This window comes from Methanothermobacter sp. CaT2 (genome assembly GCF_000828575.1).
Taxonomy (GTDB): domain Archaea; phylum Methanobacteriota; class Methanobacteria; order Methanobacteriales; family Methanothermobacteraceae; genus Methanothermobacter.
Genome location: NZ_AP011952.1, coordinates 1,393,746 through 1,415,664 on the forward strand (window position 1 = coordinate 1,393,746; position 21,919 = coordinate 1,415,664).

20 protein-coding genes and 1 tRNA gene are annotated in these 21,919 nt (G+C 50.1%); 12 read left to right on the forward strand and 9 right to left on the reverse strand.

From position 1 onward, the window contains the following. Positions 1–193: 193 nt before the first annotated feature. Entirely contained in the window at positions 194–1,048 is an 855-nt protein-coding gene (locus MTCT_RS07190; RefSeq protein ID WP_048176063.1) for a LysR family transcriptional regulator, read from the reverse strand. Positions 1,049–1,311: 263 nt separating this feature from the next. On the opposite strand from MTCT_RS07190, the gene hxlB reads away from it, so the two are divergent. Continuing rightward, on the forward strand, positions 1,312–1,896 hold the full coding sequence (hxlB, locus tag MTCT_RS07195; protein WP_048061311.1) for a 6-phospho-3-hexuloisomerase: 585 nt from the start codon (positions 1,312–1,314) through the stop codon (positions 1,894–1,896). Positions 1,897–2,065: 169 nt separating this feature from the next. Here hxlB and fdhD read toward each other — a convergent pair whose 3' ends face one another. Continuing rightward, a complete protein-coding gene (fdhD, locus tag MTCT_RS07200) occupies positions 2,066–2,812 on the reverse strand; it encodes a formate dehydrogenase accessory sulfurtransferase FdhD (protein WP_048176065.1) in 747 nt (248 codons plus the stop codon). Between the two features lie 117 nt (positions 2,813–2,929). Between fdhD and nuoE the strand changes: the two genes are divergently transcribed. Together nuoE and MTCT_RS07210 are read left to right on the forward strand one after the other, a co-directional pair. Next, positions 2,930–3,379, forward strand: a complete 450-nt coding sequence (nuoE, locus tag MTCT_RS07205) for an NADH-quinone oxidoreductase subunit NuoE (RefSeq protein WP_048176066.1) — start codon at positions 2,930–2,932, stop codon at positions 3,377–3,379. A 10-nt stretch (positions 3,380–3,389) separates the two neighbouring features. Further along, positions 3,390–5,267 carry an NADH-quinone oxidoreductase subunit NuoF gene (locus MTCT_RS07210; protein WP_052457413.1) on the forward strand — a complete coding sequence of 626 codons (1,878 nt, stop codon included), beginning with the start codon at positions 3,390–3,392 and terminating at the stop codon, positions 5,265–5,267. A 106-nt stretch (positions 5,268–5,373) separates the two neighbouring features. On the opposite strand, the gene moaA is transcribed toward MTCT_RS07210, so the two are convergent. Continuing rightward, positions 5,374–6,291, reverse strand: coding sequence for a GTP 3',8-cyclase MoaA (gene moaA / locus MTCT_RS07215; protein ID WP_048176068.1), 918 nt, complete (start codon positions 6,289–6,291; stop codon positions 5,374–5,376). A gap of 73 nt (positions 6,292–6,364) precedes the next feature. Continuing rightward, positions 6,365–7,066, reverse strand: a complete 702-nt coding sequence (gene mobB, locus MTCT_RS07220) for a molybdopterin-guanine dinucleotide biosynthesis protein B (RefSeq protein WP_231855281.1) — start codon at positions 7,064–7,066, stop codon at positions 6,365–6,367. A 60-nt stretch (positions 7,067–7,126) separates the two neighbouring features. On the opposite strand from mobB, the gene fdhF reads away from it, so the two are divergent. The 8 genes from fdhF to MTCT_RS07260 all read left to right on the forward strand — a co-directional run bounded on the left by fdhF (position 7,127) and on the right by MTCT_RS07260 (position 15,891). Continuing rightward, complete coding sequence (gene fdhF / locus MTCT_RS07225) at positions 7,127–9,781, forward strand: formate dehydrogenase subunit alpha (RefSeq protein WP_048176069.1); 2,655 nt, start codon at positions 7,127–7,129, stop codon at positions 9,779–9,781. Between the two features lie 95 nt (positions 9,782–9,876). Then, positions 9,877–10,353 carry a helix-turn-helix transcriptional regulator gene (locus MTCT_RS07230; RefSeq protein ID WP_048176070.1) on the forward strand — a complete coding sequence of 159 codons (477 nt, stop codon included), beginning with the start codon at positions 9,877–9,879 and terminating at the stop codon, positions 10,351–10,353. After that, positions 10,331–11,380, forward strand: a complete 1,050-nt coding sequence (gene fwdF, locus MTCT_RS07235) for a tungsten-dependent formylmethanofuran dehydrogenase subunit FwdF (RefSeq protein ID WP_048176071.1) — start codon at positions 10,331–10,333, stop codon at positions 11,378–11,380. Before MTCT_RS07230 ends, fwdF begins: the two co-directional genes overlap by 23 nt. Before the next feature lie 14 nt (positions 11,381–11,394). After that, complete coding sequence (locus tag MTCT_RS07240) at positions 11,395–11,643, forward strand: 4Fe-4S binding protein (protein WP_010877164.1); 249 nt, start codon at positions 11,395–11,397, stop codon at positions 11,641–11,643. Continuing rightward, complete coding sequence (gene fwdD, locus MTCT_RS07245) at positions 11,640–12,032, forward strand: tungsten-dependent formylmethanofuran dehydrogenase subunit FwdD (protein ID WP_010877165.1); 393 nt, start codon at positions 11,640–11,642, stop codon at positions 12,030–12,032. Before MTCT_RS07240 ends, fwdD begins: the two co-directional genes overlap by 4 nt. A gap of 20 nt (positions 12,033–12,052) precedes the next feature. After that, entirely contained in the window at positions 12,053–13,762 is a 1,710-nt protein-coding gene (gene fwdA, locus MTCT_RS07250; RefSeq protein WP_048176073.1) for a tungsten-dependent formylmethanofuran dehydrogenase subunit FwdA, read from the forward strand. After that, positions 13,759–14,571 carry a tungsten-dependent formylmethanofuran dehydrogenase subunit FwdC gene (gene fwdC, locus MTCT_RS07255; protein WP_048176075.1) on the forward strand — a complete coding sequence of 271 codons (813 nt, stop codon included), beginning with the start codon at positions 13,759–13,761 and terminating at the stop codon, positions 14,569–14,571. Before fwdA ends, fwdC begins: the two co-directional genes overlap by 4 nt. An 18-nt stretch (positions 14,572–14,589) precedes the next feature. After that, a complete protein-coding gene (locus tag MTCT_RS07260) occupies positions 14,590–15,891 on the forward strand; it encodes a formylmethanofuran dehydrogenase subunit B (protein WP_255350880.1) in 1,302 nt (433 codons plus the stop codon). Between the two features lie 198 nt (positions 15,892–16,089). Here MTCT_RS07260 and MTCT_RS07265 read toward each other — a convergent pair whose 3' ends face one another. The 5 genes from MTCT_RS07265 to MTCT_RS07285 form a co-directional block, all read right to left on the reverse strand. Beyond that, complete coding sequence (locus tag MTCT_RS07265; protein ID WP_245942885.1) at positions 16,090–16,374, reverse strand: DUF2097 domain-containing protein; 285 nt, start codon at positions 16,372–16,374, stop codon at positions 16,090–16,092. 45 nt (positions 16,375–16,419) lie between these two features. Then, positions 16,420–18,102 carry a DUF128 domain-containing protein gene (locus MTCT_RS07270; RefSeq protein WP_048176078.1) on the reverse strand — a complete coding sequence of 561 codons (1,683 nt, stop codon included), beginning with the start codon at positions 18,100–18,102 and terminating at the stop codon, positions 16,420–16,422. A 73-nt stretch (positions 18,103–18,175) separates the two neighbouring features. Continuing rightward, positions 18,176–19,504, reverse strand: a complete 1,329-nt coding sequence (gene glnA / locus MTCT_RS07275) for a type I glutamate--ammonia ligase (protein WP_048176080.1) — start codon at positions 19,502–19,504, stop codon at positions 18,176–18,178. Between the two features lie 74 nt (positions 19,505–19,578). Beyond that, entirely contained in the window at positions 19,579–20,334 is a 756-nt protein-coding gene (locus MTCT_RS07280; protein WP_048176081.1) for a HesA/MoeB/ThiF family protein, read from the reverse strand. A 366-nt stretch (positions 20,335–20,700) separates the two neighbouring features. After that, positions 20,701–20,809: transfer RNA gene (locus MTCT_RS07285), tRNA-Met, on the reverse strand. Between the two features lie 114 nt (positions 20,810–20,923). On the opposite strand from MTCT_RS07285, the gene MTCT_RS07290 reads away from it, so the two are divergent. Continuing rightward, complete coding sequence (locus tag MTCT_RS07290) at positions 20,924–21,913, forward strand: hypothetical protein (RefSeq protein WP_048176083.1); 990 nt, start codon at positions 20,924–20,926, stop codon at positions 21,911–21,913. Positions 21,914–21,919 lie beyond the last annotated feature (6 nt).

Below are 21,919 nucleotides of genomic sequence, written 5' to 3' on the forward strand. Positions count from 1 at the left end.
TTCTGTTGGGGTTGGTTTATAATGTGATTGGATTATTCGTTATAGATGGATTGGGCCTAGTTCTGTTGAGCATCCTTTATTGGTTGGGGCTTTATAATTTGAGGCGGATTAAGGTGATTGTTATAAAAATGTGGTCCTCAAATTTCATGCAGGGAACTGATCCCAGAAATGGTTTTTCAGCGGGGTTTCATGCTCAGTGAAGCGGCTCAAAGCCGGATTCAGCAACCAGGGCCTGGCCCTCACCAGTGATAAACTCAATCAGTTCATCGACCCACTCTCTATCACGGCACCTCACTGCACTTATAACGTGCCTTGTCTCCTCCCTCAGGATGTCCGAGCCACTGAACTGACTCGCACTTAAGAACGTAAGCAGCTCCGGGTCATTCATGACAATTCTGTGGGCATGATATGGGGATCTCACCTCCCTGACAACCTCAAATTCCACACCAGCCTCTGAGAGGACCTCCCATGCCAGCCTCTGGGCAGAACCCGAAACCCCCACAAAGCAGGAGCCATCAAGGGCCCTGATATCACTGATACCCCTGCCAACAAGGACCAGGTGGTCATAGGCGACAGGAACAAAATCCAGGTCCCTCCGGTATGCCTGGAGGGGATCATCCAGGAATACGGCATCAAGCATGCTCCTCTCTGCTAGATGGAATGAATCCTCATCACAGCATGAAAACAGGGATGCTGACACCCCCAGACCCTCAATGGCGGCCTCTACAAGGTTTGAGGATATGTAACCAGCAGCTATCATCAGGGGCCCTGAACCCTCCAGTATTTTAATCTGGCGCATGTAGGCTCCCAGGATTTCCATGGCCTCCGGTGTGAGTTCTGATCCAGCCCCACTGCTTCTCACAAGTTTCACACCAAGGAGGGACTCGGCCCTGAGCACCCTCCTGTTGAGCACCTGTGGTGATATCCCGAGAACCATGGCGGCCCTTCTCTGTGAGAAGGTCTCTCCTATAACCCTTAGGGTCTCAAAGAACCTGTGATCAAATCTGTGCCCATTGATTTCCATTCCAGGGAGGGGCTTCATATCCATATTGACACCTTTCCTGAGCACCTATGATATTTCTGTGGCTTCAGGGTTTCATAATCAACCGGAGCATATTCCAGGCCCTTTACCGTGGCCTGGGTTTCTCAGATCCTTCTTCAGTCATGGGTTCAGGGGTAGCCCGGGGTCCTATGGGTTCAGTACATTTTATGATCATAGTAATACATTTCATCTGGATTGGAATAAGGTCTCATGGTCCGTTCCCCACTGTTTTTATATCATACAGAGTATATATTGATATAGGTGTTGCGATGATAATAAAAGAGGCTATCAGGGACATAATCCATAATCTGGAGAAGATGGAGAGGGATATTGATGAGAGAACCCTTGATAATTTCATAGAAATCCTGACGTCTGCAGCCAACGTCTTTGTCCTGGGACTTGGGAGATCGGGCCTCGTTGCCAGGGCATTTGCCATGAGACTTATGCACCTTGAAATAAACGCCTTTGTGGTGGGCGAGACCATAACCCCTGCAATAAATGAGGGTGACGTCCTGATAGCAATATCAGGTTCGGGCAGGACAAGTTACATCGTGAATGCAGCATCCATCGCCCGGGAGAGGGGTGCAAAGGTCGTGGCAGTAACATCATACCCTGACTCTGACCTCGCAGGGCTGGCAGATCTTACTGTGACCATAAAAGGAAGGACAAAGATTGACGGTGAGAAGGATTACATGAAGAGGCAGATGAGGGGCAACCATCACTCAAGAACACCCCTTGGAACACTCTTTGAGATATCAGCCCTGGTATTCCTGGACGGCATCATAGCTGAACTCATGGAGAGGTTTGATAAGAGGGAGGAGGATCTGCACCACAGGCACAGCTCCTTTGATTAGCCATCATGGCAGAACAGTGAAATGGAGCATCATTAACAGGCCACGGGGCATCGGATTCAGAAACTCAGGTTTTTCAGGATGTCCCGGTTCAGTTAATTTTTATTATCTGTTTATCTGTTCAGTCTGGTATTACCAGGGTGTCCAATCTCTCTATTCTGAGAACCGATCCCTAAATTATCCTCTCAGGGTGGCTGTATATATTGAATCTCTTCCCGCGGACGAAACCGAGCATTGTAAGACCCGTCCGCTGGGCAGCATCATACCCTGAGGATGTTGGGGCGGCGTTGGACGCTATGATCGGTACCCCTGCACGGACGACCTTTATGAGCATATCCGCGGGCATTCTACCACTATAGACAATGAAACTCTCCCCGAAATTAACACCATCCATCGCACCGGAGCCTATCACCTTATCGACAGCCACATGCCTGCTGACATCCTCAAAAACCCTGAATTCATCACCTGTTACAAGTGCAGCCACATGGGTACCTCCGGTCATCCTCCAGACAACCGCAGAGTTCACCATACGCTTGAATGCCCTGAATATGTCATCAGCCCTGACCCTGAAGTCTGAATCAACGGGTTCCACCATTTCCACCCTCTGCCTCCAGCCACCGAAACAGTCGGAGCCCATCACAAGCTCCCTTCGTATATCAAGATCTCCTGATTCTATCTCAGCATCGATTATGTTATCACTGATTTCAATGGATAATATATCATCGACGGAGTCCACCAGACCCTCACCAAGGAGGTAACCTGTTGCAAACTCCTCAAGGGCCTGGGGGCTTGCAGTGAAGCGCTGATCCATACCACCATTTATCCTTATACGCACCTCAATGTCATTAACGACTTTTTCAAGGACCCTTCTCCTTTCATCGTCCACACGGAAAGCATCAACCTCTCTGTACAGTGACATGCACCCACCACCTCACATCTAAAAACATATATCCATCTTTGCTTAACAGTTAAACAATCTTTTGTCCTTAATCTATAATAGATTTGAGTTCATGACTCTCTAACCTGGAGGTTTTGAATGGATGAGGAATTAAACAGAATATTTGCGGGTTACAATGGCCATAAATCTGAAATCATACCCATACTGCAGGATATACAGGATGCATACGGTTATCTTCCAGAGGATGCCCTGGAAGAAGCAGCTCGCTTCACAGGGGTTAGCAGGACCCATGTATACGGGGTCGCCACCTTCTATGCCCAGTTCAGGTTCAAACCAAGGGGGAGAAAGCACATAATGGTCTGCACAGGAACGGCATGTCATGTCAGCGGAGCGGAACAGGTTCTCGATGCACTTGAGAGGCACCTCGGCATAGAGGAGGGGGACGTTACAGATGACATGGAATACTCACTCGAATCCGTGGGCTGTATAGGGTGCTGCTCCCTTGCACCCTGTGCAATGGTGAACGATGAGGTTGTATCACGCATAAAACCATCAAGGGCAGGTAAAATATTCCCAAAAAAGTCTTAGAGTGTCTTAAATGATCGAAAAAATTGCAGGGGACTCCCTGAAGGAATACATGTCCCTCTTCAGGGGCGAAGCTACCATACTTATAGGTTCAGCCACCTGTGGAAGGTCTGCAGGGGCCCAGAAGATAGAGGAGATAATGAGGCAGAGGGCAGCAGAACTCTCAGTTGAGTGCAGGATCATACACACAGGCTGCATGGGCCTCTGCTACGCCGAGCCCATGGTGGTCGTGTTCAACGGGGATAGCCGTGGTTACATCTACGGCCCGGTGAACCGTAAACTCGCAAAGAGGATAATCCAGGAGCACCTGGTGGAGGCGGGGGAGGCTGGACCCATAGGTTCTGTGGACATCGCCTTCAATGGCGACTCATTTGAACCGGTTTACACTCTGGAATTCATGGAGGGACAGTCAAGGAGGATACTCCGAAGATGCGGCCTTATAGACCCTGAAAACCTGGGACACTACCTTGCAACCGGAGGCTACAGGGGCCTCATGAGGGCCCTTGAAATGGAACCTGATGAGGTAATTGAGGAGATTAGGGGCTCCGGCCTCAGGGGCCGCGGAGGCGCAGGATTCCCGACATGGCTCAAATGGAGTCTCTGTCGCCAGGAGGCCTCAGAAATGAAGTACCTCATTTGCAACGCCGATGAGGGAGACCCGGGGGCCTTCATGAACCGTTCACTCATAGAGGGGGATCCACATGCCCTGCTTGAGGGGATACTCATAGCCTCATATGCAGTGGGTGCCAGGGAGGCCTACATCTACTGCAGGGCAGAGTACCCACTTGCCCTTGAGAGACTCAGGGGAGCCATATCTGATCTGAGAAATCTGGGACTCCTCGGTAAGGATATCCTCGGGTCAGGTTTCGACCTGGATATAAAGATAAAGGAGGGTGCAGGGGCATTTGTCTGTGGAGAGGAAACAGCCCTGATATCCTCAATTGAGGGTAAGAGGGGAATGCCAAGGACAAGACCCCCATTCCCAACAACAAGGGGCCTCTGGGGCAAACCCACCGTTATAAACAATGTTGAGACCCTTGCAGCTGTTTCAATGATAATGCAGCACGGTGCAGACTACTTCAACTCCATGGGAACCCCTGAAAGCAGGGGAACCAAGACCTTCTCCCTTGTGGGCGATGTCAGAAGAACCGGCCTCATTGAGGTCCCACTGGGCACAACCCTGAGGGAGGTCATCTTCGATATTGGAGGGGGAGTTGTGGATGGAGAGCTGAAAGCGGTACAGATCGGGGGACCTTCAGGGGGATGCCTCCCTGCTGAACTTATCGATACCGGTATAGACTATGACTCCCTCACATCTGCAGGGGCAATAATGGGTTCAGGTGGCCTTGTTGTTCTATCGGACCGCACATGCATGGTTGAACTTGCAAGGTACTTCCTTGAGTTCACACAGAGGGAGTCCTGTGGAAAATGCGTACCCTGCCGCGTGGGGACAAGGCAGATGCTCATGATACTCAATGATATCGTGGAGGGTTCGGGAAGACTTGAAGACCCGGAGATCCTCAGGGATGTAGCTGAAGGTGTCAGGGCAGCCTCACTATGCGGCCTCGGCCAGACATCACCAAACCCGGTTCTGACGACACTCAGATACTTTGAGGACGAGTATCGTGACCACATAAACGGCAGGTGCACAGCCGCAGCATGCAGTGAACTGATGCACTACATCATAGACCCTGAAAAATGTGATGGATGCATGGCCTGCATCCGGACATGCCCGGCGGAGGCCATAAAGGGTTCAAGGGACGAGGTGCATGTTATAGACCAGGATGAGTGCCTCAAGTGCGGGTCATGTCTTGATATATGTAAAAAGGATGCTGTCAGGAGGGTTCCCGGCCCCTACCGCCAGGAAAACCTATTCAGCAAGGATTCATGAGAAGGAAGATGGGCGGCAGGGTACACTTCAGCTGCAGCCTTCAGGCCACACTAAGTTAGTATATTTAGATGATCCTCAAACAGCATATCCTGTTCTCAGAAACAGTTCATGGAGTGTAGTAGGGGGATCTCCTTCTTATGGCCTCAAAGAATAGTTCACGAAGTCTGTCAGTATCGTTTTCCCTCAGGGCGTCCCTGGTATCCACGAGGTTGTCGTTTCTGAGGAGGCAGGGTTTCAGCTTCCCATCAGGGGTTACCCTGAGCCTTGTGCAGTTTGCACAGAACCTTGTGTTGTCCATGGGCCTCACAACCTCGATTTCCCCCCCATCTATATAGTACTTCTTGCGGTCCTGCATGAATTTTCTGGTTCTGATCCGGTCCGCCCTCTCTGCAAGTTCCGCCTCGATGGGGGTGATGTCGCAGTGGTATCTTTCGACGGCGTCATCATGGCAACTTTCTGTTTTGAGGAGTTCAATTATCTGGAGCACAGCGCCCTTCTCACGGCAGAATTCAAACATGTCCCATATCTCGTGGTGGTTCACACCCCTGAGGATCACCATGTTTATCTTGACCGGATCAAGCCCCAAATCAACGGCACTGCTTATACCAGACTTAACCCTTTCAAGGTAATCCTTCCGGGTTATGAAGCGGTAGGTCTCAGGGTTGAGGGTGTCAAAGCTCACGTTGACCCTGTCAAGTCCAGCTTCGCTCAAAGCAGCGCTGTACCCTTCAAGGAGGGTGCCGTTGGTTGTTATGGATATGTCCCGGAATCCGATGTTATTTATCCTCTCAACTATTTCAACTATATCATCCCGTATGAGGGGCTCTCCACCTGAGAGACGTATCTTCCCCACACCGAGGTCGGAGGCAACCCTGCAGAGCTTCTCTATATCTGCAGCCGACAGCTCTTCCCTGGATGAGATCATTCCGTCCTTGTGGCAGTAGATACAGTTAACGTTGCAGCGAACTGTTATGGATAGCCGCAGTGACATAACCGGTCTTCCGTGTCTGTCTTGGACATGCATTTTTTACCTCTGAAATTGGGTGGATGCCATTATATGGTTTCAGTCACCTGCCCATGACTGAGCTCCATGTGGACTATTTTATGATGAGATCAACCCTTCCATTCTTAAGGCTTTCTGTTTCGAGGGCATCAATCATACCCCTCACAGTCTTTGATATGAACTCCTGGACGAAGGGGTTTAGAGGGACAGGTTTTCCATCGATCCTGAGGAGAACCCTCTCGGGCTGACTCCTGCAGTCAACATCATCAGCCTCTCCACGGATCTTGGCCTCTCTGAACTCTCTGCATGAGCTGAAACCGCATTTCTTGCAGTTGAGGTCCTGCAGCAGACCATAACTCCTCCTTTTCAGGAGATCAATGAGCTCATCCACATCCTCCAGGGTGAATGGATCAACAACCTTCACTGTGAAGTCGCCGGGCGTGGAGGTTGATACGCTGGCATACTCCATCTCCTTGAAGCCTTCAACTATGAGGAAGTCCAGGTCATCAAGGATCTCAAGGGTGCCAGCTATCTCCTCAAGGCCCATCTCCCTTTCAAGGAGGAAGAAGGTTTCCCTCCCACTCCCGGCGACGATCTCTGCACCGGCCCTCCTGTGCTTATCAGTATCCTTCCCAGGGAAATCAAAGCCGGTATGGGTATGTTTAAGTGTCGCGACCCTGTAGCCCTCATCAGTGAGTTTTCTCACGAGTTTTTCCACAAGTGTGGTCTTTCCAGTGTCCTTTGTACCGGTAACGCCGATGATCTTCATCCTCTTCACCTCACCCTCTCTACTCATAACTTTTATCTATATCTCTTGATAAATTCCTAATCATAAATAAAATCAGCTGAAAATGATATGAAGTGGACTGTTAATTTTAGAATAGATGGAAGGGAACTTGAGGCTGAACATGGCATGACCGTCCTTGAGGCGGCCCTTGCAAATGACATATACATCCCCCACCTCTGCTTCAGGGAGGGTATCGAACCCTTTGGGGGATGCAGGCTGTGTCTGGTGGAAAACGATGAGGGACGTCTTGTAACGGCCTGTGAAACTCCTGTAGAGGATGGTGCGAACTTCGTATCTGAATCAGAGAGGATAAATAGTATCAGGAGAACTGTGCTATCCCTTCTGATATCAGAGCACAGCAGGGACTGCCTTTCATGCCCCTCATCAGGGGACTGCCGTCTCCAGGAGGTCTCATCCTATCTTAATCTGACAGAGGATGACCTTTCGAGACTCAGACCCGATTTACCTGAAGCAGAACCAGATGAATCAAACCCCTTTTTCGTTAGAAACCATGATAAGTGCATTCTTTGCGGTTTATGCGTAAGGGTCTGCAAGGCTACCGGTGCAGAGGCCATAGATTTTGCCTACAGGGGACATGACACCAGGATATCCACCTTCATGGACAGGGCCATCATCGAATCAAGCTGTGTGTCCTGCGGGGAATGCGTGGAGGTCTGCCCTGTGGGGGCCCTTGTTTCAAGGAGAGAGAAACCCTTCACCGAGGTGAAGACGGTATGCCCCTACTGTGGTGCTGGCTGCGGCATCTACCTTGGTGTGAGGGGGGACCGGGTTGTGAGTTCAAGGGGAGACCCTGATAATCCGGTTAACAGAGGTAAACTATGTGTTAAGGGTAGATTCGCATTGAATTTTGTAAACAGCCCTGAAAGACTTAAAAAGCCACTCATAAAGGTCGGTGACAGCTTCATTGAGGTGGAGTGGGAGGAAGCCTTATCCAAAGTGGCCGAGAGGTTATCAGAGTACAGGGGTGATGAGTTTGCTGCAGTTGCATCTGCAAAGTGCACCAATGAGGAGAACTATATCCTTCAGAAGTTTACGAGGACCGTGATGTTATCCGGTAACATCGACCACTGTGCAAGGCTCTGCCATGCACCCTCCATAAGGGGCCTCAGCATGACGCTGGGTAGCGGTGCAATGACAAACTCAATAGCTGAACTTGAAGATTCAGCATGCATCCTGGCGGTGGGGACCAACCCCACCGAGACACACCCCATAACGGCCTACAGTGTAATCAGGGCCATCAGCTCAGGTGCAAAGCTGGTGGTCATTGACCCAAGGAGGACGAGGATCTCGGAGCTTGCAGACATCCACCTCCAGAACAGGCCCGGGTCTGACATTCCATTGATCATGGCAATGTGTCGTTTCATCATTGAGGAAGGCCTCCATGACAGGGTATTCGTGGAGTCAAGGACAGAAGGCTTTGATGAATTCAGGGATGCGGTCATGGCCCTGGACCTGGAGGAGGTTGAAAACCTCACCGGTGTTGAAGCCGAGGATATAAGAAGGGCTGCAATCACCTACGCATCAAACCAGCCGGCCTCCATCATATACTCAATGGGCATCACCCAGCACGTTGATGGTACCGCCAATGTGATTGCACTTAGCAACCTCGCCCTCCTTACAGGTAACCTCGGTAAACCATCTGCAGGCATAAACCCGCTCAGGGGCCAGAACAATGTCCAGGGAGCCTGTGATATGGGGGCACTTCCGGATCTACTCCCCGGCTACCAGGGACTGGATGGGTCATCGAGGTTCTCTGATAGATGGGGTTCACCCATACCGGGACCCGGGATGACGCTACCTGAGATGTTTGACGCCGCCCTGGAGGGACGTTTGAGGGCCATGTACATAATGGGTGAGAATCCCCTGATCAGTGAACCTGATGCTGAGAAGACCCGGAAGGCCCTTGAAAGTCTTGATTTTCTTGTTGTCCAGGACATATTCCTGACAGAGACTGCTGAGCTTGCTGATGTCGTTCTTCCGGCATGTGCATGGGCAGAGAAGGATGGGACATTCACCAACACCGAGAGGAGGGTTCAGCTGCTCAGGAAGGCCCTCGATGCCCCCGGGGAAGCAAGGACTGACTGGGAGATACTCTGTATGCTGGCAGAGAAGATGGGGGCTGAGGGCTTTGATTATGGATCATCCTCGGAGATATTCAGTGAGATAGCAGCACTCGTGCCATCATATGCCGGCATATCATATGAGCGGCTTCAGGATGGTGGCATACAGTGGCCCTGCACATCTGATGAGCATGAGGGCACACAGTACCTGCATTCTGAGAGATTCTCAACACCCACAGGCAGGGCTTCATTTATCCTGCCAGAGTATCAGGAAAGGGATGTCTCAGAGGAGTATCCATATGTCCTTGTAACCGGTCGCAACCTCTACCAGTACCATACAAGATCCATGACAGGGCGCGTGCCGGAACTTGATTCATTCTCTGAGAGTGAGGAACTTCTCATTAACCCTCTGGATGCAGCAGACCTCGGAGTTGAGGATGGTGACACGGTCCTCGTGAAATCAGAGAGGGGGTCTCTGGAGGTGAGGGCAAGGGTTGCAGGGGAGGTCATGGAGGGTGTTGTCTTCATGACATTCCACTTTGCAGAGACCCCGGCAAATCTCCTCACCGGGGGAGGGCGTGACCCGGCATCAGGGATGCCTGAACTGAAATTCACACCCGTCACCATAAAGCCTGTGGGGTAGCCACACACCTCTATATATATTTTTCTATTTGATTTTTGTAGAAAATTATTATATGGGCGGCGGTCAAATGTGTGATTAACACACATGGTGACCCTATGCCGAAACATATAGTTTCTGGACTCAAATACATAGCAGCTGTAAATCTGACAAAGCAGGGCCATTCACAGAGAGAGATAGCTAAGGCTCTCAACATGAACAGATCAACTGTTTCTCACTACCTCAACGGCAGGAACCTCTCCTGGAGGTCAATAGAGGTTGCAAAGGTAATAACAGAGATGTGTCCAAGGGACTTCCTTCTTCTCACCCACTCCCTTACACAGAACACAGAGATGACAAGGACCATCATAAAAACGTGCCAGAAGCAGAAATTTCAGGGAAAGGTCAGGAACTCATGTATTGGGTGCGGGCTATGTGTGGACACATGCCTTATGAAGGCCATAAGTTTAAGAGACCTCAAGGCACATATAGAATCCGAATGGTGCTGCGGGTGTCTCATCTGTGTTGATATGTGTCCAACTGATTCTATAGAAATAAAGGAGGTAGAACTTGATGGAAACAACCGAAGTAATTGAAGGTAAGAACATTACCGTGGAGCGAACCGGTGAAGAAGACAGAAAGTTAATCTTCCAGGATTGCCTCTGCGCTGTTTGCGGACTCTGCGGTGAAATCTGTCCTGTGAACGCCATTGAAGTCAACCCGACAGGCGCAATGGTGAGAACCGAACAGGACGAGTCAAAGATATGCATCGATGAGAACAAATGTGTCCTCTGCGGTATGTGCAGTTCAATCTGCCCATTCCAGGCACTGGACCTTCAGATTGACGGAACATCAATAAAGGAACTTGCAGAATACCCAAAAATCATCAAATCAGCTGAGATAGATGATGAAACATGTATACAGTGCAAGGCCTGTGAAACAGCATGTCCACAGGATGCCATAACCATAACAAGGGACCTGCCCGAAAGGAAGGACCTCATAACAGGTGAGATCGAGATAGACAAGGAAACCTGTATCTACTGTGGAATGTGTGAGGAGATGTGTCCGGTTGATGCGATAGAGATAGACCACCAGGTGCCGACCTCCTCAAGTCCAGCAGTCGCGACTGACATACGAGTCGATGAGGATAAATGTGTCCACTGCGGTATATGTAAGAGGATATGCCCTGTTGACGCCATAACTCAGGTCTGCAGGATATGCCCATACGGTGAATACGAGATCAAGGTCCCGGAGGTCACAGGAACATCCTACATCGACCCTGAACTCTGTGTGAACTGTGGATGGTGCCAGGAGATATGTCCTGTTGACGCTGCAACGGTGACAAAGCCCTTCGAGGGAGAACTCATTATCGACGAGGACACCTGCCAGGCCTGTGAAACCTGTGTGATGGCATGCCCATGCAACGTTTTATCATTCCCTAAACCAGAAAAACCAGGTGAAAAACCAGCCAAGCTCTACAAGGACGAAAGGTTCTGCATATACTGCGGTGCATGTGAGAGGTCATGTCCCGTTGACGCAATAGAGGTTAAGAGGAGCAGGATAAATACCACTCCAATCAAATCAAAGGCCTGGAAGAACGCCTTTGAATCATTACTCAAATAAATGGAGGTAATCAGATGGCAATAGGACTTAAGGCATACCCTGAACTCTGCCATGGATGTGGAAACTGCGTGATCGCATGTCCAGTGAACGCCCTCAGAAGCCCCGAGGTTGCAGGTGGAAAGGGGCCAACAGATGATGTGGAGATCATCATGATAGTTGAGGACGGGGTTGTTAACATAAAGAACCCTGATCTCTGTGGAAAGTGCGGCACATGTGTTGAAAGCTGCCCTGTTGATGCAATCAGGCTGGAGGAATTAGAATGAGAGTCATACTAAACACAGGAAGGACCATCTGGCAGGGACAGGCTATAGAGTCCGGTAAGGACCTTAAGATGTACGTCGATGCAGCTGCCATAATTCAGATGAACCCTGACATGATGAAGCAGCTCGGAATAAGCGAAGGAGACAACGTGAAGGTCATCTCAGAATATGGGGATGTCGTTGTAAAGGCTGTTGAAGCTAAGGAGCCACTCCCAGAGGGAATGGTTTACATACCAATGGGGCCCTGGGCCAACAGGGTTATAAGGCCAGATACTGATTCAACAGCAACACCCAGCTTTAAGAACATACCGGTGGAGATCATACCCACCGATGAAGAGGTTCCTGACATGCCAACCCTCATGAAGGTCTACGGTAAGGTAGGTCAGATCTAAAGCTCAGCGGGAGGATTCAAATGGAATACATAATCAAAAACGGATTTGTTTACTGTCCTCTTAACAACGTCGATGGAGAAAAGATGGACATCTGCGTCAAGGATGGTAAAATAGTTGAAAGTGTCAGTGACAGCGCAAAGGTCATTGACGCATCTGGAAAAATGGTGATGCCCGGAGGTGTTGACCCTCACGCCCACATAGCCGGTGCAAAGGTCAACGTGGGAAGGATGTACAGGCCAGAGGACAGCCGCAGGGACGCTGAAAAATTCAGGGCTGGAAGGGCTGGAAGCGGTTTCTCAGTACCCTCAACCTTCATGACAGGTTACAGGTACGCCCAGATGGGTTACACCACAGCAATGGAGGCAGCCATGCCACCACTGCTTGCAAGGCACACCCATGAGGAATTCCACGACACACCGATAATAGACCACGCAGCATACCCACTTTTCGGTAACAACTGGTTCGTGATGGAGTACCTGAAGGATGGCGACGTGGATGCCTGTGCAGCCTACGCATCATGGCTCCTCAGGGCCACCAAAGGTTACGCAATAAAGATAGTTAACCCTGCCGGTACAGAGGCATGGGGATGGGGTGGAAACGTCCACGGAATCTATGACCCCGCACCCTACTTTGATATAACACCCGCAGAGATCATAAAGGGACTCGCAGAGGTCAACGAGAAACTCCAGCTACCACACTCAATACACCTCCACTGTAACGACCTTGGACACCCTGGAAACTACGAGACAACCCTGGCATCCTTTGACGTGCCAAAGAACATAAAACCAGACCCTGCAACCGGTGAAAGAGACACAGTACTCTATGCAACCCATGTCCAGTTCCACAGCTACGGCGGAACAACCTGGAGGGACTTCGTGTCAGAGGCACCAAAGGTTGCTGACTATATAAACAGGAACGATCATGTTGTGATAGACGTTGGTCAGATAACCCTGGATGAGACAACCACCATGACCGCAGACGGTCCAATGGAATACGACCTCCACTCACTCAACGGCCTCAAATGGGCAAACTGTGACGTGGAACTCGAAACAGGTTCAGGTGTTGTACCATTCATATACTCTGCAAGGGCACCGGTCCCAGCGGTCCAGTGGGCAATCGGAATGGAACTCTTCCTCCTCATAGACGACCCCTCCAAGGTGTGCCTCACAACAGACAGTCCAAATGCAGGGCCATTCACACGGTACCCGAGGGTCATCGCATGGCTCATGAGCAACAAGTACAGGATGAACCTCATTGAGGGAGAACTGCACAAGTGGGCCCAGAGGAAGAGTACAATAGCAACAATTGACAGGGAGTACACATTCTCAGAGATAGCACAGATCACAAGGGTAACATCTGCAAAGGTCCTGGGTCTCAGTGAAACCAAGGGACACCTCGGTGCAGGTGCAGATGCAGATATAGCAGTCTACAACATCAACCCTGAAACAGTCGATCCATCAGCAGATTACATGGCCATTGAGGAAGGATTCTCAAGGGCAGCATACGTCCTCAAGGACGGAGAAATAGTTGTTAAGGACGGAGAAGTTGTGGCCTCACCACACGGAAGGACCTACTGGATTGACACCCAGGTGGATGAGTCCCTCTACAACGAGGTTCTCGCCAGTGTTGCGAGCAAATTCAAACAGTACTACTCTGTCAACTTTGCAAACTACCCTGTGCAGGACGAGTACCTGCCAAAATCTGCTCCAGTTAAAGGGGTGATGTTATGAGTGAAATAATACTAACTCCAAAGGAACAACCCGAAGTGCCACTGGAGGCACCAAACATCAAACCTGATGTCTTCGCAGGAAAGTCAATAGATGAGATCAGGAACATCCAGATAATGCACGGTAACGAGGTAGTTAAGCTCGAAGACTTCTTCGAGGTCAGCGGTGAACCAGCAGACTCAGCAGCCGACATAAAAATCATAATCGACGGCGATGTCTACAACACCAAGAGGATAGGCCAGGATATGACCGCCGGTGAAATCCTGGTGAAGGGTAACGTGAACATGTACGTCGGCGCAGGTATGAAGGGCGGTAAGATCACAGTGGAAGGCAACGCAAAATCCTGGGCAGGACAGGACATGAGAGGGGGAGAACTCGAAATCCTCGGAGATGCGGGCGACTACGTCGGATCCTCCTACCGTGGTGATTGGAGAGGTATGAGCGGTGGAGTCATAACCGTACATGGAAACGCTGGAAACGAGATCGGAGAGTACATGAACGGCGGCAAAATCATCATCAAGGGTGATGTTAACATAATGCCTGGAATACACATGAACAACGGCCTCATAATAATCGAGGGCAACGCCGTTGCAAGGGTCGGCGGTGAAATGGCAGGCGGGACAATAGTCGTCAAGGGAATGATAGAGGAATTCCTCCCAGGATTCAAGTACCTCGGTGTTGAAAAGGACATAGAGGTTAACGGGGAAACCTTCCCTGGAGCATACTACAAGTTTGAAGGAGATCACGCAATTAAAGGAGCTAAGGGTATGGTCTATGCGGCTGTCGGATGCAACGGCCACATAGAACCCTAAACTTTCTTGGAGGTAATTATCATGGAATATGTGAAAAATGTGGTCTGCCCCTTCTGCGGAACCCTCTGTGACGACATCATATGTAAGGTTGAGGGCAACGAGATCGTTGGAACCATCAACGCATGCAGGATAGGTCACAGTAAGTTCGTGCATGCAGAGGGTGCAATGAGGTACACCAAACCACTCATAAGAAAGAACGGAGAATTCGTCGAGGTTAGCTACGACGAGGCCATAGACAAGGCAGCAAAGATTCTTGCAGAATCAAAAAGGCCATTGATGTATGGATGGAGCTGTACCGAGTGCGAGGCACAGGCCGTCGGGGTTGAACTTGCAGAGGAGGCCGGCGCAGTAATCGACAACACAGCATCAGTATGCCATGGACCATCAGTCCTCGCCCTCCAGGACGTGGGTTACCCCATCTGTACCTTCGGTGAGGTCAAAAACAGGGCAGATGTTGTGGTATACTGGGGATGCAACCCGATGCACGCCCACCCCAGGCACATGTCAAGGAACGTCTTCGCCCGCGGATTCTTCAGGGAAAGGGGAAGATCAGACAGGACACTCATAGTGGTGGATCCGAGGAAAACCGACAGTGCAAAGCTTGCAGATATACACCTGCAGCTCGACTTTGACCATGACTATGAACTCCTCGATGCAATGAGGGCATGCCTGCTTGGACATGAGATACTCTACGATGAGGTGGCAGGTGTTCCAAGGGAACAGATCGAGGAGGCAGTTGAGGTACTCAAAAACGCACAGTTCGGTATACTCTTCTTCGGTATGGGTATAACCCACAGCAGAGGTAAGCACAGGAACATCGACACAGCCATTATGATGGTGGAGGATCTCAATGACTACGCCAAGTGGACACTCATACCCATGAGGGGTCACTACAACGTTACAGGGTTCAACCAGGTCTGCACCTGGGAGAGTGGATACCCATACTGTGTTGACTTCTCAGAGGGCGAACCCAGGTACAACCCGGGTGAGACAGGTGCAAACGACCTCCTCCAGAACAGGGAAGCTGACTCCATGATGGTGATAGCCTCTGACCCGGGAGCCCACTTCCCGCAGAGGGCCCTTGAGAGGATGGCTGAAATCCCTGTGATTGCCATTGAACCCCACAGGACCCCAACAACCGAGATGGCTGATATCATAATTCCACCGGCCATCGTGGGTATGGAGGCAGAGGGTACCGCCTACCGTATGGAGGGTGTCCCTATAAGGATGAAGAAGGTCGTTGACACAGACCTCCTCTCAGACAGGGAGATCCTCGAGAAACTTCTTGAGAAGGTAAGGGAGTATAAGGCCTCTAAGTAGGTCTAATCCTGAATTTATTTTTTTATATTGCTTTATTTTAACAAAAGAGCCTATCTGGAAAAAAATTACCTTACTGGTCGTATATAAAAAAATTTATTCTATGGGATTTCTGTTCATGAAATGTGCCATGAGACTCACAAGTATAAATCCCGCCACTATGAGTGAAACTATCTGAATGGCTGCATTCACAGTATCACCTCATTCATCAACTGCCTCGATCAGGCATACCCCACCTTCACATTCATGTTCAAGTTCGATGAGGTACTCCTTCAGCTTCTCAACATCAATTGTTGTAAGGCCCTTTATCATATCACTGTCGATCTTTATCTGCAGAACCCCTGCGTTGTTGGTGACGACCTTTCCGGGTATATACACACGGCCGAGGGATAGTCTCACGGTATCCCCTGGCTTCACCTCCTCCTTTATGTACCTGCAGAGTTCCTCACAGGTTGCTATTCTATTTTCCTTTTTCAAAGAGATCACCTTCCACTGGATTATATGCACCTATGGTGCTTATAAAAATAAGGTTTACACTTCATCCACATATCTGAATTCCCTGAGATCCATGAGTCTCTCGATGGCCTTCATCCTTATCTCAACACCCGCCTCTCTGACAGCTGCAAGGGGGTTCAGGCCGCCGGGTGTGACTATACCTGCGTGATACTTCTCCACGCGGGCATTGTACAGTATCTCACCGGGGGCGCCGATTTTGAGCACACTGAACCCTGCTTCAGAGAGTTCTTCAATCAGGCCCTCAGCATGGTCCCTTGCAAGGTACGGGACCTCCTTCAGACTCGCAAGGACCCTGCCCTGTCCATTGAGGGCTTCAAGGACCGCAGTCATATTCTTTGATACGTAGATCTCATGGGGGTCAAGGGAGGAACCACTGTAGGCTGTGAGCTCAACAAAGCGGGGCTCCCTGCCGCCGGCCTCAAGCAGACCCCCGTACTTTGGTGTGGACATGATACCGCTCTTTATCAGTACACCATCCAGTGTGAGACTGCATACAGTTGCAATTCCAGCCATGCCCCCCTCATCGGTGACTCCTATCATGGGGAGGGTGGAGAATTCTGGCCTCTCACTGAGGACCTGACCTATGACTTCAAGGGCATAATCCAGATCATCCCTGCTTATGAGGGATATGTTGGCTATAACCCTCCCTGAAAGGTCCTCTGGATTTAAATCCACTCTGTTTATGAGGTTCCAGGCCTTTGACAGGAGGAAGCGGACCTTGACACCCCTTTCAGGTGCAGAAACCATTAACTTTCTCTCAGGCTTTACAAGGGGCTTCAGGCTCTGGAATTCTATGAGGTTCTCTGCCAGTTTAATTTCTGCACGGTAGCCGGCCTCCTGGATGGCGCAGAGGGGAGTTATACCCCCTATGATTGCAACACCCACCATTCCATCTGCAACCGGGACACCTAGGACGTCCTCTCCGGGTTCTCCAACCTTGAGCACCCCTGATATCCCGATTCCCTCAAGTTTCCTCAGAATTTTCACGGCGTCCTCCCTTCCGGTTCCGGGTATGAGGCGGAGATTTGCCGGTACCAGCCCATCCCCCTCCTCAATGACACTGAGAACCGAGGTCATGTTCTCTGAGGTGAAGGCCTCCAGGGGTGTCATCGATGTTTTCTTGTAGGCTATGAGCTCTGTGAAGTTCACTGGCTGATGGTCCTCAAATCTCACAAGGCCCCCGAACTGGGGTATGACAGGTATGCCACTGGCGAGCAGGATGCCGTCGACGGTTGTCCCGCATATGGTGCTTATTATGCACCCATCACCATCCCTTTCAAGCTTAACCCTTGGGCTGAGGCAGAGCCCATTTCTCATAACATGTTTGAGGGTCTCAATGGACCGGGGGGATATCCTTGACGTGTTAACGACAACCTTCCCCTCGAGGGTGTCAGGGTTGAAGCTTGTATTGTATATCATGCTCTCAAACTTTGAGAATATGAAATCGACCTGGTCATAGACGAGGCCACGGTTTATCTCCTGCAGCCCCTTCTCTGTTATTTTCCTTCCAGCATAACCAACCCTTTCTGTGAAGCCCTTTTCGTCAAGTATGCGCATGTGGTATCTGACGGCCCGTTCCCCGAGGTTGTACCCTTTCTTCCTGAGTTCAGATGCTATTATCTTTGCCCCGAGGACATCATCATGCTCTGCAAGGATCCTTAAAATCTCCATCATCTTCTGGTTGGTCTCATCAGCCATCAGAAACACCATATAAAAAGTAGGGGGAGGGTTTATTTAAAGGTTAAGAAAAAAAGGAAGTAAATTTTGAGGCTTAGATGTCAAGGTACCTTTCAAGTTCGTACTTGAAGACCCTCACACGGTAGTCGTCCCATTCCCTGTGCTTGATCTCCATGAACTTCTCGTAGACGTGACCACCAAGGGCGCCCTTGATGACATCATCCTCCTCGAGGGCATGGTATGCCTCCCAGAGGCTTGATGGGAGTGTCTCGATGCCCATCTCCCTGAGCTCACTCATTGATTTTTCATAAACGTCGATCTCGGTTGGTTCACCGGGGTCGATCTTGTTCTGTATACCGTTCATACCTGCCTCCAGCATGGCTGCAAATGCAAGGTATGGGTTGCATGATGGGTCAGGCATCCTTAACTCGACACGTGTACCCTTTCCACGTGATGCAGGGATCCTGATGAGGGTTGACCTGTTTTTAAGGCCGTAGGCAATGTAGACCGGTGCTTCATAGCCAGGGACAAGTCTCTTGTAGGAGTTGACTGTTGGAGCACAGACAGCTGTGAGCGCAGGGGCGTGTTTCAGAAGCCCCCCTATGAAGTACAGGGCCTCCTCTGAGAGCTGTGTCTCTGTGTCAGGGTCATAGAAGACGTTTTCACCATCCTTGAAAAGGGACTGGTGGCAGTGCATACCGCTACCGTTTTCACCAAAGAATGGCTTTGGCATGAATGTTACCATGTACCCCATCTTGTCGACTATGGCCTTTATGGCCTGTTTGAAGGTTATAACTGCGTCTGCTGTCTTCAGGGCCTTGTCGAATTTGAAGTCTATTTCGTGCTGTCCAGGGGCAACCTCGTGGTGGCTGACCTCAACGTCGAAGTTAAGGGCCTCAAGGTCCATGACGAGTTTTCTCCTGAAGTCGGTTCCCTGGTCCACCGGTTCAACATCGAAGTATGCACCGCAGTCGTGGGGTATTATGTTGCCATCCTCGTCCTGGTCGAGGATGAAGAACTCTGGTTCCGGTCCGACATTGTATTCATATCCAAGGTGGGCGTACTTGTCGAGGGCCCTCTTGAGGACGTACCTCGGGTCCCCCTCGAAGGGTTTTCCATCTGGCCAGTATATGTCACAGATGAATCTGCACACACCCTTTTCCTCTGGCCTCCATGGGAGTGTTGAGAAGGTGTCGGGGTCAGGTTTCAGGACGAGGTCGCTCTCGTTTATATCCACGAACCCCTCAACTGATGACCCATCAAAGAGGAGACCGTCCTTTATTATGTCCTCTATCTGGTCTGGCCTTACCAGGGGTATTGCCATATTCTTTGGTTTTCCGTGTATGTCCACAAACTGAAGGCGGACGAATTTAACGCCGCATTCATCCATTTTAGCTATTATTCTTCCAATCTTATCTGACATGGGTTATGCCTCCATGGCATGAGCTTAACTTCACCGGAAGTAACTTTCCTTCTACTGGTTTATATATTTTTTGTTCAGGATAGTTCAACAATTTTAAATGGTTCGCCCTGAAAGAGATCAAACTTTAACATTCGGGGGGCGGCTATCACATCACCCCTCCCTGTGATCAACTTGAGAACCTCCGCTGCCTGGAGGCAGCCGGTGATATTTGCCACGGGACCTATTACCGGAGGTGTTTTTGATGATAGATCTCTGAGCTTCGCCTTCACATCAGCTGTGAGCTCAAGGCCCACAGATGGCAAACGGAAGAGTTCCTCATAGGATGGTGATCCCTCCCTGAACACAGTTACCTGACCCATGGAGCCATGTATGGCGCCGTGGATGAAGGGTGTTCCCTCTGATGTGCACCTCCTTGATGCAATCACCCTTGATGTTATGTTATCAAGGGCATCAACCACGGCATCGCTGCCAGTTATTATTTCAGCTGCATTTTCTTCATCGAAGATTTCATGATAAACCTTGACCCTGCTGAAGGGGTTTACGGTGCGAATACGCTCCGCTGCAACATCAACCTTGGGGATCCGGAGGTCCCTGAAGCTGCTCATGAGCTGCCTGTTGATGTTCGAGACGTCAAAGACGTCACTGTCAATTATTCTGAGACTGCCCACACCCATCCGTGCAAGCATCTCAACTGCAGCGCCACCTATACCCCCGCAGCCGATCACAGAGACAGTGGAATCCTTGAGCTTTAACTGGTCTGCCCTTGAAAGTAAACCCATCTGCCGGCTGACCATCTCCCAGTAAGCCATACCCTCATATCTCTCAGGCATTCAAACCCTCTTTCACGTTCTTGCATAATAACTATGTGTGTGTTGATATAAATCATGTTGGGGTTTGAGAGGTGGCTGGTAGCTGAAGTCATGAGGGGGTCATCCTGTAGGACCACAGTTATATCTGCTTGCAGCATGAGCCTATCACTGGAGATCATGTGGGGAAGATTCTTCAGATCAGTGAAAAGCAGATGTCTGGGGGGGGTCCTCTGGAGCCATTCTGAAATAGAAAAACAGTTCGGTTCAGTGAAGGGGTTTGATTATCTCCAATTTAAAGAAACGTGATTTTTGTTTTTCAGAAGAATTCATCTTTTCTGTTTTAAGGATAAAAAAAGTTTTTTTGAATGCAAAAATGGGGGGTTAAAGTGCCGGGGGCGGGATTCGAACCCGCGGCCTCACGGTATCCCAGGAAAAAGTCAGAGCACTGCTTAATACCCTATGAGCCGTGCGCTCTAACCAGCTGAGCCACCCCGGCATGACTTATACAAGATCAGTTTTCATCAAATTTAAACTTTTCTGTCAGGGGTGCAATCATTATTATGAAATGCCACCATAATTATATATGAATTTTCTTTGAGGGGGGTTTAATGTGCCTGATGATCTTGATTTCTCAGAGGGGGCCTGTGGGATATGTCATGCAGTCCTCGCAGATATCTCTAGGACAGGCTTCATGGTTGAAACAGCAGAGTACCCTGAGGGTGTCAGGGCCTGGATAACTGACCCATCAGGGGATTCTGTGGGGGAGGGTTCGGATATAACCTGGGCCCCGGCGATACTCGAGGCCGAGATCAATGCAGGATTTCTGGATGACGAAGCTGCAGATAAAATCTCGCCCTTCCTGACAGGCAGGAGAGACCAGATACGGGTTTCAGAGATGTCTGGCTACGGGAGGGTTGTTAACACAGCCTCCATGATAATATCTGATATCTGGTCGGCTGGGGGTTCAGTTGAGGTCAGAAGGGACGGCCCTGGCATAGAGGTCATACTATACTCTGCAGAAGGTGATGAAATTGTATCTGCAGCATCAGGTTTCTGCCCGGTCTGTGCAGTAAACATCGCAGCTTCAAGGGTGCCATCAATCAGGAGGAGGATGGCATCCAGGAAATCCAGAAACACGGGAATGGAAAAGTATGAGAGGGGGGTGACCGGCAGGGTCGCCTGGAGGAGGAACAGGATCCATGTATCCCTCCTTGAGAATGGGGAGGTCATCGGCAGGAACTGGGGGTGCTGCATAGCCTATGCAACGGTGAGGGCGGAGATAGATGCTGGATTTGGAAGCAGCAAGTGGAACCGTATCTTTAAGAATTACTGTGACCTCTGTCCCCTGAAACATTTCTGGCTCGGGAAATCCATGGGTGCCCTTGGAAACAGGATACTTCAGAGGATGACCAGGGTCGGTGTGAGGGAACATGTAAGGATGGAAGATTATATAACTGTGGATATCCTATCTGGTGATAGGAGGGTTGGATGTGGTATAGGAACGCTCTGCTCATTCAGTGCAACCGTCAATGCACTCCTGAGATCCGATGCTTCCCTCATCCTGAAACCGGACCCTGCCGATGGGTTTCCGTACCCCTAAGCTGTT

Coding starts and splice junctions, on each gene's coding strand:
- MTCT_RS07190 (WP_048176063.1), bottom strand. CDS start 1,048: ATGGATATGAAGCCCCTCCCTGGAATGGAAATCAATGGGCACAGATTT.
- hxlB (WP_048061311.1), top strand. CDS start 1,312: ATGATAATAAAAGAGGCTATCAGGGACATAATCCATAATCTGGAGAAG.
- fdhD (WP_048176065.1), bottom strand. CDS start 2,812: ATGTCACTGTACAGAGAGGTTGATGCTTTCCGTGTGGACGATGAAAGG.
- nuoE (WP_048176066.1), top strand. CDS start 2,930: ATGGATGAGGAATTAAACAGAATATTTGCGGGTTACAATGGCCATAAA.
- MTCT_RS07210 (WP_052457413.1), top strand. CDS start 3,390: ATGATCGAAAAAATTGCAGGGGACTCCCTGAAGGAATACATGTCCCTC.
- moaA (WP_048176068.1), bottom strand. CDS start 6,291: ATGCATGTCCAAGACAGACACGGAAGACCGGTTATGTCACTGCGGCTA.
- mobB (WP_231855281.1), bottom strand. CDS start 7,066: ATGAGTAGAGAGGGTGAGGTGAAGAGGATGAAGATCATCGGCGTTACC.
- fdhF (WP_048176069.1), top strand. CDS start 7,127: ATGAAGTGGACTGTTAATTTTAGAATAGATGGAAGGGAACTTGAGGCT.
- MTCT_RS07230 (WP_048176070.1), top strand. CDS start 9,877: ATGCCGAAACATATAGTTTCTGGACTCAAATACATAGCAGCTGTAAAT.
- fwdF (WP_048176071.1), top strand. CDS start 10,331: ATGGAAACAACCGAAGTAATTGAAGGTAAGAACATTACCGTGGAGCGA.
- MTCT_RS07240 (WP_010877164.1), top strand. CDS start 11,395: ATGGCAATAGGACTTAAGGCATACCCTGAACTCTGCCATGGATGTGGA.
- fwdD (WP_010877165.1), top strand. CDS start 11,640: ATGAGAGTCATACTAAACACAGGAAGGACCATCTGGCAGGGACAGGCT.
- fwdA (WP_048176073.1), top strand. CDS start 12,053: ATGGAATACATAATCAAAAACGGATTTGTTTACTGTCCTCTTAACAAC.
- fwdC (WP_048176075.1), top strand. CDS start 13,759: ATGAGTGAAATAATACTAACTCCAAAGGAACAACCCGAAGTGCCACTG.
- MTCT_RS07270 (WP_048176078.1), bottom strand. CDS start 18,102: ATGGCTGATGAGACCAACCAGAAGATGATGGAGATTTTAAGGATCCTT.
- glnA (WP_048176080.1), bottom strand. CDS start 19,504: ATGTCAGATAAGATTGGAAGAATAATAGCTAAAATGGATGAATGCGGC.
- MTCT_RS07280 (WP_048176081.1), bottom strand. CDS start 20,334: ATGCCTGAGAGATATGAGGGTATGGCTTACTGGGAGATGGTCAGCCGG.